Here is a 14472-nt window from a genome sequence, read left to right on the forward strand (position 1 = left end):
TCTTAAAATAATTAATGTTGCTGACAGGGACTTTGCCATGGATCGTCGTACTCTTCTTAAATCTTCAGGTGCTATTCTCGGTGGGTTAACGCTCAGCGGTTTGATTAATCGCGCGCAGGCGGCCACTCCGGCAAACGCTGCCGTTATTTCGTTTCCGACTGAAAAAAATCCGCTGCTATTAAATTTCAATGAAAACTCATTGGGGATGTCTGCGCATGCCAAACAAGCGGTTGTTGATTGTTTGCCGACCGCATTTCGTTACCCTGATGCGGCACGCGCCGAGCTGATTGAACAGATAGCAGCACACTTCGGCCTGAAGAGTGAAAATATTACTTTGGGCAATGGCTCATCGGAGACGATTCAAGCTGCGGTTCAGGCGATTGTTTTGCAGGCACAACAGCAGCAGAAAAAAGTGCAGGTGATCGTGCCCGATCCGACCTTCAACTATGCGGAGCTTTACGCTAAACCGCTGGGTGCTGAAATTGCCAAAGTCCCGCTGAACGCGAAACTTGAGTTTGATCTGGCGACTATGCAGGCAAAAGCAGCCGGTTTTGCGGGTAAATCCATTGTCTACCTGTGCAACCCAAATAACCCAACCGCTACGATTACGCCAGCCGCTACTATGGATAGCTGGATAAAAAGCGCGCCAGCTGACACATTCTTTATTGTCGATGAGGCCTATGCCGAGTTTGTTAACGATCCGGCGTTCAAAAGCGCTATCGGTTTGGTACAAAGCGGGCAAAAAAACCTGATCGTGACCCGCACCTTTTCCAAAATCTTCGCTTTGGCGGGGTTACGTATTGGTTACGGTATCGCGGCACCTGAAGTCATTGCTCAGGTGGAAAACTTTGTTTCATTGGATAACACCAACACCGCCGGAGCGGTAGCAGCGTTGGCTTCATTGAAAGACAAAACTTTTGTTGCCATGAGTCGCAAATCAATCGATCTGTCGCGCCAGATCGTGACATCGATGCTTGATGAGTTGAATTTGGAATATGTACCGTCGCAGGCAAACTTTATCTTCCATAAAGTGAACGGCGATGTGAAAACCTATCAGGATCGTATGAAGCAGCAAAATATCTACGTTGGCCGTGAATTTCCACCGGCGGTGGGCTGGAATCGCTTAACTTTAGGCACTCCGCAGGAAATGCAGGTGTTTGTCAGCGTGCTGAAATCGTTTAGGGCGAAAGGGTGGGTTTAAGCATCGCTTAATGGGCCCCTTCGGATCTCTGCCCCCACCCCGGCTCTCCCCCTCACAGGGGAGGGGGCTGGGAGGGGTCTTACATCGATCTTGTTACCATCTGACTTCCACTCTAAATCCCCCATTTTCTCCATCGCTAAAATGCGTGGTCATGCCATGCAGCGTGGCGATGCGTTGCACGATAGAAAGGCCTAAACCGCTGCCGGTTTTTTCTTGTCCCGGTGGACGGAAGAAGCGCTCGCCAATGCGTTTTAAATATTCAGGGCTAACGCCAGGGCCGTTGTCTTCCACACTAAAACTGTGGGCATCTAAGGTAATGGTGACGGTGCTGCCGCGTGGGCTGTATCGAATCGCGTTATCCAACAGATTACGCACCAACAAGGCGAGTAAAAGCGGCTGTGCTCGTCGAGGCGGTGGCGTTTGGCGAATATCCAGCATCAGCTCTACGCCGCTGGTTCTCGCTTTGTGGTAATGGTCCATCACGCCGGTTTGTAGAACGTCTTGTAGAGCAATGTCATGCACATCGTCCAAGCCAGATAGCGAATCCAGCCGCGAAAGCGTCAGCAACTGATCCACAAGGCGAGTGGCGCGGTCTATGCCTTCCGTGAGGTTGGTTAATGCGTGCTCGCGCATTTCGGCGTCGTCTTGCGCGAGCTGTGCGACTTCGGTTTGTACCTTGAGCGCCGCGAGTGGGCTGCGCAGCTCATGCGCTGCATCGGAGGTAAAACGACGTTCGCGCACCAGCATATCTCCGGTACGGGTGAAGAGGCTGTTAAGCGCCTCAACCAGTGGTTTTACTTCGCTAGGAATCGCGTCCAGCGGGAGCGGCGTTTCGTCATCGGGGCGGCGCTGATACAGGCGTTTGGCTAACCTTTTCATTGGGGCTAATTCACAAGTGACGAGCCAAATCAGCAGTAACACCATGATCGGTAATGCGATTAACCACGGCAAAAGCTGAGCCTTCACAATGTCGATGGCCATCTCTTGGCGATAATCCCACTCTTGACCAACTACCACGCGGTACTTCCCATCAGGCGTGGTTAGCCATACTAAACGCCAGAGATCTTTATCACCTTGTAATGTTCCTTCGGTAAAGCCGTCGCGTCGATAGTGATACTGTAAATCGGGGCCGTTATCGCCATCGTTCAGCACCATTTTTCCTTCTACGGTAAAAATAGCGAAGGCCAGCGCGTCGTCATCTAAGTCGCCGTGGCTGTGGCGCACCATTTTTTTACTACGCGGTAGTTGAGGGCTTTTAACCGTCAGATCGCCAATATTAAGCGCTGTTAGACGCTTGGCGAACAGCATTTGCTGGGTATCAAAGAGTTCATCAACGGTATCGCGGGTTTGATTCCACGCTAATGCGCTGGCGCAGGCCCACGTGATGACGATAAGCACAATGAAACCTAAAATGAGCCGCAGTCTCAGGCTAAGCGTTAGCGCCTTCATGACGCCTCCCCTAGCGTATAGCCGATGCCATGGACGGTGCGGATAAAGCTACTGCCGAATTTTTTCCGCAAATGATGGATATGCACCTCGATGGCATTGCTGGATACATCATCGTCCCAGTTATAGATTTTCTCTTCGATCAGCGGGCGAGGCAGCACGCGGCCTTCATTGCGCAATAACAGTTCCAGCAACGCAAACTCTTTTGGTTTCAGGTATATCGGTTCGTCGTTATAGGTCACGGTAAGATTGATGGGATCGAGTGAAACCGAGCCGTGATCCAACGTTGTTTGCACCTGCCCATGACGGCGGCGGATGAGCGCCTGCAAACGTGCGGCGACTTCAATGAGCGCAAACGGCTTACACAGATAGTCATCCGCCCCTTGCTGCAAACCGGCCACGCGCTGTTCTAGCGCATCGCGAGCGGTAAGGATTAGCACTGGTTCATCATGGCCGTTTTGACGCCACGTGCGCAGAATATCGAGCCCATCCATGCCGGGTAGGCTCAGGTCGAGCACGACGGCGTCGTAGGGAGCAGAATCCAACGCGCTGAGCCCCTGTTTCCCTTCGGTGAACCAGTCAACGCTGAACCCCATTTTAATCAAACCGGCTTTAATGCCGTCGCCGATCAGTTTGTCATCTTCAATGAGTAATACCCGCATAACTGCGTCCTTTATGCTGTGCTGTATGGTTTTATCTAACTATTTGGCAAGGGCTTTGTACAGCGTAATACCGTGCGGATCCAGCGTCGTAGGCAGTTTTAAAAAATAAAGTTGGTTAAACTACGAGCTTAAGATCTTGTTAAGAACTCTTTGGTGTAATGCATTCCGAAGAGCAAAAACAGCTCACTGTTGATGCTGACATTAATCCCATTAAGAGAGAGAAAAATAATGAAAAAATTAGCCGCTCTAGTCGCCATTCTTGCCGTTTGCAGTGCTCCTGTGTTGGCCCAAAACGGTGGTTTTTCTGACCCTAATGCTCCCGCAGCTCAAACGACGCAGACGCAAGCTGCCGGTGGATTCAATGGTCCCAATGCAGGCGCGATGACGGTCGAGAAAGCCAAAACCATGAGCGATGATACTTGGGTTACCCTGCGCGGGAACATCGAGCAGCGTATTGGTGGCGAGCACTACACGTTCCGTGATGCAACCGGCACCATGAACGTAGATATCGACCATAAGCGTTGGAACGGGCAGACCATCACCCCGAAAGATACCGTGGAATTGCAGGGGAAAATTGATAAAGACTGGAACTCGGTTGAGTTGGACGTCAAACAGATCACTAAAGTGAAATAAGATTCAAATTCCAAGGTGCTTGGCATGCGTCATCCTCGCGGAAGTGAGGATGACGCATGAATGCGTTTAGATGGCCAGCGCGAGTCGGGTTCCTTGGTCTATCGCGCGTCGAGCATCCAGCTCGCGTGCGATATCAGCGCCGCCAATCAAATGTACGGTTTTGCCCATCTTCTGCAATGGCGCCAGCAATGCCTGCTGAGATTCTTGCCCTGCACAAATAACGATGTTGTCTACCGGCAGACATTCAATTTGCCCACCGCGCATCAGATGCAAGCCTTGCTCATCAATATGATGATAATGGGCTCCGTTTATCATCGTCACGCCGCGTTTTTGCAAATTCGCACGATGTATCCATCCGGTTGTTTTTCCCAGTCCTTCACCCACTTTGCTGGTTTTACGCTGCAGTAAATAGATTTTGCGTGGGCTATGCGGGAAATGCATTCCGGCTGCGGCTAGTCCTCCACGTTGTTTTAACTGTAGATCGATGCCCCATTCTTCGGCAAAGGCGACGCTGTTTAGGCTGGTGGACTGACCGTATTGGCTGAGGTATTCGGCGGTATCAAAACCAATGCCGCCAGCGCCAATAATGGCCACGCGTTTACCAACCGGAAGTTTGTCGCGCAAAACCTGCGCATAGCTCAGCACGTGAGGCATATCGCTACCGGGTAAATCTAAATAGCGCGGAATAATCCCCGTCGCCAAAATAACTTCATCGAACTCGGTGAGGTCTTGAGCCTCAACGCGCTGACCTAGCCGCTGTTGGATATTGTGGATAATCAACAAGCGCTTAAAATAGCGTAGCGTTTCATGAAACTCCTCTTTGCCGGGGATCTGCTTGGCGATATTAAACTGACCACCAATCTGATTATCCGCCTCAAACAGCGTGACGTGGTGGCCTCGCTGTGCCGCGGTGGTCGCGAATGCTAAACCGGCAGGGCCAGCGCCCACCACGGCGAGGCGTTTAGGTTTTTCTGCGGCGGTCATCACGAGCTCGGTTTCATGGCAGGCGCGTGGGTTGACTAGACATGATGTGAGTTTGTGCTCGAAGATTTGATCAAGGCAGGCCTGATTACAGCCGATGCAGACATTGATTTCATCGACGCGGCCGCTGGCCGTTTTTTGCACAAATGCCGGATCGGCCAAAAATGGGCGAGCCATAGACACCATATCGGCGCATCCGTCCGCCAGCACGGCCTCGGCAACGTCGGGGTGATTAATTCTATTGGTGGTGATGAGAGGAATTGAAACCTTGCCCATCAAACGACGTGTAACCCAGCTAAATCCGGCGCGTGGCACCATGGTGGCGATAGTAGGAATGCGCGCTTCATGCCAGCCAATACCGGTATTGATAAGCGTGGCTCCGGCGTGTTCCACCTGGATTGCCAATTGTTCAATCTCTTTCCAATCAGAGCCTTCCTCGACGAGATCCAGCATCGATAGGCGATAAATGATAATGAATTCTTGCCCAACGGCGGCACGCACGCGGCGCACACACTCCACGGCAAAACGCATGCGGCGCATGAAATCGCCGCCCCAATCGTCGTCGCGCTGGTTAGTTCTGGCGGCAAGAAACTGGTTAATCAAATAGCCCTCAGAGCCCATGATTTCAACGCCGTCGTACCCTGCGTGCTGCGCCAAGCGAGCGCACTGAGCGAAATCAGACAGCGTCTGCTGAATCATGTCTTCGGTCATTTCTATCGGCGGATAAGGGTTGATGGGGGCCTGTATCGCAGAGGGCGCGTGAGGCTGCGGTTGATAGCTGTAGCGTCCCGTATGCAGAATTTGCAGTGCGATTTTCCCTCCGGCCTGATGTACCGCGCGGGTAATGATTTTATGATGCGGGATCTGGTTTTCGTGATCCAATACGGAAGCGCCAGCATGCACCACGCCATGCTGATTTGGCGCAATGCCTCCCGTCACAATTAAGCCAACTCCGGCCCGCGCGCGTTCCGCGTAAAATTCAGCTAAACGCCTGCTGCCGTCAGGATGTTCTTCGAGTCCTGTGTGCATCGAACCCATCAGGACGCGATTTTTTAAGGTAGTAAACCCGAGATCTAGTGGTGCGAGCAGATGAGAGTATTGATTCATTCGGGCTTTCCTTGTTAGCACAGGCTGAAGCAGCAGTTTTCTGGTCGGATGAGTTTTTTAAATCTAGTCTCTCTGTGGGGCTTTGAAAGTAATATGTTAATGAACTGTGATTTACCGCAACATTGTGCTGGTGGAAAGCTGAGAAGCGTGACTTAGTTTGGATTATGAGGGGCGCTGTGTTTGCTTCTCTTTGCATTTATATGGCTTAAAAATGAGCATTAAAACGCAATAAACCTATTTTTAATATGGGTATACCAGTTTGGTAAATCTATATAATTAATAGGAAGCTAACTAATGTCGAATTTAGATCCGCTGTTTGAGTCCATTACTATCAAAAATGTCGAAATGAAAAATCGCTATGTGATGGCCCCTATGGGAAATGTGGGCCATGCTGATGCACAAGGTGCTTTCAGCCAAAGCGCGGTAGAGTATTTTGTGGAAAGGGCTAAAGGTGGGGTAGGTTTAATTATTACTGGACTGTGTGATGTTGCCCCCCACATTGAAGGGATTACGCCAGGCCACATGCCGTTACCGACGTTGAACCCCAATGCTTTTTCATACAGTGCCATTGAGATGACAGAGCGGGTGCACGCATGGGGCAGCAAGATTTTCCTCCAATTAACGGCAGGATTTGGCTATTCAGGCAAATCATCGGTGGCTACAAACCCTGTCGCACCATCTCCTATGTCGAATCGCTGGCAGCCAGAAATTCAGCACCGTGCGTTGGCAAGAAGTGAGATTTATCAGTTTATTGAAGGCTTTGTGCAAAGCGCCAAAATCGCGCAACAAAGCGGCTTTGATGGTGTAGAGATCCATGCCGTGCATGAAGGTTACCTATTAGATCAGTTTACTATCGCCTTCTATAACCAGCGACAGGATGAATTTGGCGGCAGCCTCGCCGCACGGCTAAAATTCCCAATAGAAATTGTTAAAGCAATCAAAGCTGCCTGCGGTGAAAATTTTCCCGTAGCGCTGCGTTTTAGCCTGAAAAGTTTCATTAAAGATCATCGGCAAGGTGCAGTACCTGGTGAGTCATTTGAGGAAAAGGGTCGCGATATCGAAGAGGGGTTACAGGCTGCTAAATTATTAGTCGATGCTGGTTATGACGCGTTGGATGTGGATGTTGGAACCTATGACTCGTGGTATTGGAACCATCCGCCCATGTACTTCGGCAAGAAGGGTATCTATCTTGAGTTTTCGCGCTTGCTCAAACAGGCAATCAAAGTACCGGTCATTGTCGCTGGTCGAATGGATGACGATGCGCTGGCGCGTGAGGCTTTGCTCAACGGTGATTGCGATATGGTGGGGTTGGGGCGTCCGCTGCTAGCCGATCCTGAGTTACCAAATAAAGTTCGTCTTAATCGCACTGAGGATATTCGTCCGTGTCTTTCCTGCCATGAAGGGTGCATGGGACGATTTGCCCGAGGTGGTCGTCTTAGCTGTGCGGTTAATCCAGCCTGTGGTCGTGAGGCGATTTATAGCATTACTCCGGCTCTTAAACGCAAGCATATTATCGTTGCTGGCGGCGGTATTGCGGGGATGGAGGCCGCTCGTGTGGCTGCTTTACGTGGCCATCGCGTTGATCTGTATGAGCAAAATAGCGCTCTGGGGGGCGTTGTTATTCCTGGAGGAATGCCTCCTTTTAAATCTGATGATCATGATTTATTGCGTTGGTATCAGCAAACGCTGCTGAATGCCGGTGTAGAAATTCACTTTAATCATAAAGTAACACGCAGTGAACTCCTTTCTATTCAGGCTGATGCCATCATCATCGCTACTGGGGCGAATCCGATCGTTCCCTCAATCAAAGGATGTGAAAATATCCCAACCTATGCCGCTAGTGATGTATTAATGAACACTGAATTAGCCGGGGCGCGTGTGGCAATAATTGGTGCCGGATTGGTGGGGGCCGAATTGGGACTATGGCTCAAACGGTTGGGGCGACAGGTGGTATTGATTGAAGCTAGCGCTAATATTTTAGGTGGTAATGCGCTACCCGTAATGAATGCTGATATGTTGACCGATTTGCTGCGTCACGAGCAAGTTGAGATCCATTGCCAAACTCAGGTCACCGAGATTGTGCCTACAGGCATAATTACTGAGAAGTTAGGTGTAAAGCAGCATTTTGAGGTTGATACCGTTGTTTATGCTGTGGGGTATCATAGCGAGAATCGTCTGTGGAATGAAATAAAGGATGACGGATTAGACTGTTATCTTCTAGGCGATGCTAAGCGTGTGAGCAATATTATGTATGCCATTTGGGATGCCTATGAGGTTGCGCGTAATCTGTAATGTTTAATCTATTTTTACTGCCGATAATTGTCATCGGCAGTAAGCTAATTTTTCCTTCTGGGCTTTAAGCCGCGTTATGCGGCAAACTCTCTATTCCTCTAGCCTTTGCTAACTTAGGAATCTTTATGCTGCGTGTTTTATTAGTTATTGATATGCAAAATGGTGTTTTTGTAAATCCACGCTTTGATAGATTAGGCCGAGTGGAGAGGATAAACCAACTATCACAAGCGGCAGACCGTGTGATTTTCATACGCCATCAAGAAAACGATATGCCGGAAAACAGCCCGGAATGGACGTTATTGCCCGAGCTAAACCAGCCCGAAAATAGCCTTTATGTCGAAAAAACGGCCTGTGACGCTTTCTATCAAACCTCGCTGGCTGATGAGCTCGCCAAAATCAAAGCAGCGCACATCACGATTTGCGGCTGTGCGACCGACTACTGCGTAGATACGACGATAAAAGTCGCGGCAAGCAACGGATATAAAGTGACTGTTGCCGCCGATGCTCACACCACCGCCAATCGTGGCCCGTTAAAAGCAGAGCAGCTGATTCAGCATTATAACGAAGTATGGGAAAACCTTATTATTCCTGGAAATGATGTCAGAGTGAAAAGTACTCAGGAAATTTTGCAAGAATGGCGCGAAGGAAATAGCTGAGAGACACTTTTGCGACACTTTTATCCAGATACAAAAAAGCCACCTCGAAAGAAGTGGCCTAAATTACTGAATCTAAAGCTAAAATTTGGTGTCCCCTGCTGGACTTGAACCAGCGACCAAGCGATTATGAATACCAAAGTAAAGTTTATAAAACAATAAGTTACTTTAGTTTCAACTCCTTGTGCCGTCGAATAGTGGGGAATATGAACGCATAGTGAATAGCTTTGCTGCCATCAAATCAGATTTCAAGGGTTTAACTCCACTGTTTCTGTGAGATGGTCTGGAGCAAAATCATTATAGATAAAAGGGTTATCTATGGCTCTACATGGAAAGTTTGTAATCAATGATGCGTATTACTCGCCTTTGTCGTTCCCTGGTGTAGGCACATTTTTAGCGTTTTCTGGTGATGGTGCTTACCGGAATCACGGGGCGTGTGGAATGATTCCCAAACAGGGGCCAGTACCAGCGGGTAAATACTGGATTGTTGACCGTCCAGGAGGTGGGCTCAAATCGCAGATTAATGCCAGCGCTAGAGATATGTACAATCATTATGCCAGCGGCGCTACTTTCAAACATTCTGAGTGGTTTGCACTATGGCGGGATGATTGGGGAATTGATGATTACACATGGGTAGAGAGTGTGAAGCGTGGTAACTTCCGTTTGCACCCGGGCGTATTATCAGAAGGGTGTATTACTCTCCCGCATGATTCTGATTTTGCCATGTTGCGCAATGCACTTTTGAGAACTCAGAAAATAGACGTTCCTTGCATGTGGAAACTGAAGGCATACGGCACGGTTGAGGTAATAGTCAATGGTAAAATATGCCCTTAATTTATTTATCAAATTAGTGCTCTTCGCTGGGGTCATGTTGATTGTTGCTAAGGTAGTTCCTTATGATGGCTTGGTGAACTTAATCACCGATCGATTTGACTATGAGAGCGCCAATAAACTTACTAGCTTTATCATGGGCGAGAATGATCCAGAGGCTTGGGAGTCGTTGGGTGATTATTTCGGTACCCTGATTAATACCTTGATTAGCGTCCCTGTTATGGGTGCGATTATTATTGTTTATGACGTCCTTACTCGCAGTAAAAATCTTGATTGCCTCCTTAATGAATGGGTTTTAGCAACATTGAGAAGATTTGCGAAACTTTTGGAATTCTCCTTTTTGTTTTGGGGATTATTTCGCATTCTGCCTTATCAATCTTTGTTCCCAGACAATCAAAATTATTCAACTTTTACTATGACGACAGTCGTGTCTTTTAATCTATTACTGACGATTATTTGCTACTGGTTTATCACGAAGAAAACCTCAACCAAAAGAAGTTTGTAAAATGCCAATTCCCACTTATATGTGACTTAAGGACGACGGCGGCTCCGACTGAATCGCCACGGATAATCTAGACACTTCCGAGCCGTTGATAATACTGGTTTTCGTATTCTGTCGGTGACATCTGATCGCTAGAACCATGCAGACGCTTACTGTTATAAAACATTTCGATGTAATCAAAAATATCGCTGCGGGCTTCTTCCCGCGTTACGTAGATCTTTTTCTTTATCCGTTCACGCTTCAGCAACTGGAAAAAGCTTTCTGCAACCGCATTATCATGGCAGTTACCGCGACGGCTCATGCTGCCCTCCAGGCCGTGTGATTTCAGGAACGACTGCCACTCATGGCTTGTGTACTGATTGCCCTGATCCGAGTGAACCAGCACCTGTTTTTGGGGATTACGCCGCCATACTGCCATCAGCAATGCATTCAGGAAAATGTCCTTTGTCATCCTGGATTGCATTGACCAGCCGATAATTTTGCGTGAGAACAGATCAACAACCACGGCAAGATACAGCCAGCCTTCGTGGGTCCTGATGTAAGTTATGTCCGTTACCCAACGCTTATCCGGAGTATCTGGATTGAACTGTCGCTGGAGCCTGTTGAGCGACACGATACTGGCTTCGCCTTTGCGTGCCCGCGGGCTCCGGTATCCGATCTGAGCCTTTATCCCGACATGCTTCATCAGTCGCCAGACTATGTTCACTCCGCACTGTTGCCCGCTATCCCGCAGGTCCAGATGGATCTTGCGAAAGCCATAAACGCAACCGGACTCCAGCCAGAATTGTTTGATCTGCCCGGTCAGCATCTGGTCTTCCTGGTGACGCTGAGAATACGGCTGCTGAAACCAGGCGTAAAAGCCACTGGGATAGCACCCGGCAGAGTAGACGAACAGGCCAGCAGACGGATAAAGGAGTACCTCAGTCGGACAGCTTTGCGAAGTACGTCGCGGCTTTTTTAATATGTCCCGTTCGTCAGTAACCCGCTTCAGCTCCTTCTGGAGTCGGCGGATCTCGGCCTGAGCATCTGACTGTTCTTTATTAGTGGATGAATCCGGACCGTGCTTCTTTATCCAGGCGTAAAGGCTGTGCGTGGTGATATCGAGACGTGTTGCAACGCTGGAAACAGAATGACCGCGGTCAACAACTTGTTTTACCGCTTCAATTTTAAACTCTTCGGGATAACGCTTACCGCTCATAGGCTCCTCTCTTTAAGCCATTTTAAATGACTCTGAGGTGTCTGTTAAACCCGTGGCGATTCACAGTCAGTGCTTGAAGCATGTGAGGGATCGTCATCTGCAAGTTTCAATGATTATGATGATTGGATTAGATTGGCTACAAAAGCGATACACAACAAGCCGTGACTAGGCTTAAGAGTAAACTGATCCCTGCCAGCTGTGGCGAAGCACTATCCGAGGATGCTGGCAGCGAGATGAATAGGGCAGGAAAGCAATTCCTTACCTGACCCAGATTGGATTCAAAGAAAAAGGAGTCAGACGATTTCTCGTCTAACTCCTTGTTTTATTTGGTGGCCCCTGCTGGACTTGAACCAGCGACCAAGCGATTATGAGTCGCCTGCTCTAACCACTGAGCTAAGGGGCCGAGTGGCGGGGATTATAGAGTAAAAGCGGGCATGAGATCCAGTAGCTTTGTGGTGGTTGCGGCTTTTTTGAGCATGGCTAGATCGTTGTAATTTCTGTAAGATCTCAGTCATTCGTTAATTGAATAGGATGTGAGACAGATGCTTCAGGACATTATAGCTCCCGACCTTCGTGTCATTTTTTGTGGGATCAACCCGGGATTAAGTTCGGCGCATCAGGGTTTTCATTTTGCTAATCCGACAAATCGCTTCTGGAAAGTTATTCATCTGGCTGGATTCACCCAGCGGCAGCTGGCTCCGCAGGATGAGCAGCATCTGTTGGATACCGGCTGTGGTATCACTGCACTGGTTTCTCGCCCAACCGTCACGGCCGCGGAAGTGACGCGTGCAGAGCTACGTGCAGGCGGTGACGCGCTTGAGGAGAAGATCCTGCGCTATCAGCCGCAATCTATCGCTATCCTCGGCAAGCAGGCGTACACGCAGGCATTTGGCGCTCGAAAGGTGGAGTGGGGGCGGCAAGAGAAGGTGATTGGGAAAACTCAAATTTGGGTGCTGCCAAACCCGAGTGGTCTGAGCCGTATCACCGTTGATGAATTGGTGGCGAGCTATCGGGTTCTCAATGATGCACTTGGTCGATAAGCGATGATGTTTATGCAATAAAAAACCCGCACGAGGCGGGTTTTTGTGTTTAACGCGATGTGGAAGAAATTAATCGTCCAAGAAGCTGCGTAATACTTCAGAACGGCTTGGGTGGCGCAGTTTGCGCAGTGCCTTCGCTTCGATCTGACGAATACGTTCACGAGTAACGTCAAACTGTTTACCCACTTCTTCCAGAGTATGGTCAGTATTCATATCGATACCGAAACGCATACGCAGGACTTTCGCTTCACGCGCGGTCAGGCCAGACAGAACGTCACGCGTTGCAGAACGTAGGCTCTCGGAGGTTGCAGAGTCCAGCGGCAATTCAAGCGTGGTATCTTCAATGAAGTCGCCCAGATGTGAATCTTCATCATCACCGATTGGGGTTTCCATTGAGATCGGCTCTTTTGCAATTTTCAGCACTTTGCGGATCTTGTCTTCTGGCATCATCATGCGTTCAGCCAGTTCTTCCGGCGTCGGCTCACGGCCCATCTCTTGCAGCATCTGACGGGAAATACGGTTGAGTTTGTTAATCGTCTCAATCATATGTACCGGGATACGGATGGTACGTGCCTGGTCCGCGATAGAACGGGTAATCGCCTGACGGATCCACCATGTTGCGTAGGTGGAGAACTTATAACCACGGCGATATTCAAACTTATCAACCGCTTTCATCAGACCGATGTTACCTTCCTGGATCAGGTCCAGGAACTGGAGGCCACGGTTGGTGTATTTCTTCGCGATAGAAATAACCAGACGTAAGTTCGCCTCAACCATCTCTTTCTTCGCACGGCGTGCTTTAGCTTCGCCGATAGACATACGACGGTTGATGTCTTTAACCTGCTCGATGGTCAGACCGGTTTCTTCTTCGATCTGATGCAGTTTTTGCAGGCTACGTTCAACGTCTTCACGTACGTCTTTTAGCTTCTCGCCCCATGGCTTAGCCATAGCCAGCGCTGCTTCGAACCAAGTAGTGTTGGTTTCGTTGCCGGTGAACAGGGTGATGAAGTTTTTCTTCGGCATTTTGCTCTGTTCAACACACAGCTTCATGATCAGACGTTCTTGCGTACGAACGCGATCCATCATCTGGCGCATGTTGTTGACCAGATAGTCAAACTGCTTCGGCACTAAACGGAACTGTTTGAAAACTTCAGAAAGATTCAGAATCTCTTCTGCTGCTTTCGCGTGGCTGCGTCCATGAGTTTTGATCGCTACACGTGTTTTTTCATACTGCTCACGCAGTTCAGAGAATTTCTGACGCGCCAGTTCAGGGTCGATGCTGTTGTCATCTTCGCTGTCGTCGTCTTCGTCTTCTTCTTCATCGTCGTCATTCAGATCTTCTGAAGAGAGTTCAGAACCGACGTTGGTCGCGGTTGGCGCCAGATCTTCTTCTGCGTTAGGGTCGACAAAACCGGTAATGATATCGGACAGACGTGCTTCTTCTGCCTCTACACGGTCATACTGTTCAAGCAGGTAAGTAATTGCTTCTGGGTACTCGGCAACAGAGCACTGAACCTGATTGATACCGTCTTCGATACGTTTAGCGATGTCGATTTCGCCTTCACGGGTCAGAAGTTCAACGGTACCCATTTCACGCATATACATGCGGACGGGGTCAGTCGTGCGGCCGATCTCGGATTCTACGCTTGATAATACCTGCACAGCGGCTTCGGCAGCATCTTCGTCAGCAATGTTTTCTGCCAGCATCAAATCATCGGCGTCAGGTGCTTCTTCCATCACCTGAATACCCATGTCATTAATCATCTGGATGATGTCTTCGATCTGGTCGGAGTCGACGATATCTTCCGGCAGATGGTCATTGACCTCAGCATAGGTCAGGTAGCCTTGCTCCTTGCCCTTGGTAACAAGAAGTTTTAGCTGTGACTGCGGGTTTTGCTCCATAAGACGGTATCCACACTTCAGAGT

12 protein-coding genes and 1 tRNA gene are annotated in these 14472 nt (G+C 49.2%); 7 read left to right on the forward strand and 6 right to left on the reverse strand.

Features of this window, described 5'->3' with window-relative positions:
- Positions 1-37: 37 nt before the first annotated feature.
- A complete protein-coding gene (locus U0008_RS02875) occupies positions 38-1201 on the forward strand; it encodes a pyridoxal phosphate-dependent aminotransferase (RefSeq protein ID WP_043490793.1) in 1164 nt (387 codons plus the stop codon).
- Between the two features lie 93 nt (positions 1202-1294).
- Here U0008_RS02875 and qseC read toward each other — a convergent pair whose 3' ends face one another.
- Positions 1295-2650 (reverse strand): quorum sensing histidine kinase QseC, encoded by a 1356-nt coding sequence (gene qseC / locus U0008_RS02880; RefSeq protein ID WP_043490796.1) that lies wholly within the window; start codon positions 2648-2650, stop codon positions 1295-1297.
- Entirely contained in the window at positions 2647-3309 is a 663-nt protein-coding gene (qseB, locus tag U0008_RS02885; RefSeq protein WP_043490798.1) for a quorum sensing response regulator transcription factor QseB, read from the reverse strand. The genes qseC and qseB overlap by 4 nt, the downstream gene beginning before the upstream one ends.
- Positions 3310-3537: 228 nt before the next feature.
- Between qseB and U0008_RS02890 the strand changes: the two genes are divergently transcribed.
- On the forward strand, positions 3538-3942 hold the full coding sequence (locus U0008_RS02890) for a YgiW/YdeI family stress tolerance OB fold protein (protein ID WP_025798956.1): 405 nt from the start codon (positions 3538-3540) through the stop codon (positions 3940-3942).
- Between the two features lie 66 nt (positions 3943-4008).
- On the opposite strand, the gene U0008_RS02895 is transcribed toward U0008_RS02890, so the two are convergent.
- Positions 4009-6030 carry an oxidoreductase gene (locus U0008_RS02895; RefSeq protein WP_043490801.1) on the reverse strand — a complete coding sequence of 674 codons (2022 nt, stop codon included), beginning with the start codon at positions 6028-6030 and terminating at the stop codon, positions 4009-4011.
- A gap of 294 nt (positions 6031-6324) precedes the next feature.
- Between U0008_RS02895 and U0008_RS02900 the strand changes: the two genes are divergently transcribed.
- From U0008_RS02900 to U0008_RS02915, 4 genes are all read left to right on the forward strand, one after another.
- A complete protein-coding gene (locus tag U0008_RS02900) occupies positions 6325-8322 on the forward strand; it encodes an oxidoreductase (protein WP_025798960.1) in 1998 nt (665 codons plus the stop codon).
- A gap of 125 nt (positions 8323-8447) precedes the next feature.
- The gene (locus tag U0008_RS02905; protein ID WP_043490803.1) at positions 8448-8978 is read left to right on the forward strand and encodes an isochorismatase family protein; all 531 of its coding nucleotides are present in this window, start codon (positions 8448-8450) and stop codon (positions 8976-8978) included.
- A gap of 315 nt (positions 8979-9293) precedes the next feature.
- Positions 9294-9809 carry a DUF2778 domain-containing protein gene (locus U0008_RS02910; protein ID WP_043490805.1) on the forward strand — a complete coding sequence of 172 codons (516 nt, stop codon included), beginning with the start codon at positions 9294-9296 and terminating at the stop codon, positions 9807-9809.
- Complete coding sequence (locus tag U0008_RS02915) at positions 9790-10311, forward strand: hypothetical protein (RefSeq protein ID WP_043490808.1); 522 nt, start codon at positions 9790-9792, stop codon at positions 10309-10311. Before U0008_RS02910 ends, U0008_RS02915 begins: the two co-directional genes overlap by 20 nt.
- A 67-nt stretch (positions 10312-10378) precedes the next feature.
- On the opposite strand, the gene U0008_RS02920 is transcribed toward U0008_RS02915, so the two are convergent.
- Both U0008_RS02920 and U0008_RS02925 read right to left on the reverse strand, forming a co-directional pair.
- Positions 10379-11506, reverse strand: a complete 1128-nt coding sequence (locus tag U0008_RS02920; RefSeq protein WP_080723898.1) for an IS3 family transposase — start codon at positions 11504-11506, stop codon at positions 10379-10381.
- Positions 11507-11833: 327 nt separating this feature from the next.
- A tRNA-Ile gene (locus U0008_RS02925) sits at positions 11834-11909 on the reverse strand.
- A gap of 139 nt (positions 11910-12048) precedes the next feature.
- Here U0008_RS02925 and mug point away from each other — a divergent pair.
- The gene (mug, locus tag U0008_RS02930) at positions 12049-12546 is read left to right on the forward strand and encodes a G/U mismatch-specific DNA glycosylase (protein ID WP_025799011.1); all 498 of its coding nucleotides are present in this window, start codon (positions 12049-12051) and stop codon (positions 12544-12546) included.
- 69 nt (positions 12547-12615) lie between these two features.
- Here mug and rpoD read toward each other — a convergent pair whose 3' ends face one another.
- The gene (gene rpoD, locus U0008_RS02935; protein WP_025799013.1) at positions 12616-14448 is read right to left on the reverse strand and encodes an RNA polymerase sigma factor RpoD; all 1833 of its coding nucleotides are present in this window, start codon (positions 14446-14448) and stop codon (positions 12616-12618) included.
- Positions 14449-14472: the final 24 nt, after the last annotated feature.

Origin of the sequence: Hafnia alvei (genome assembly GCF_034424155.1) — a bacterium.
Taxonomy (GTDB): Bacteria; Pseudomonadota; Gammaproteobacteria; order Enterobacterales; family Enterobacteriaceae; genus Hafnia; species Hafnia alvei.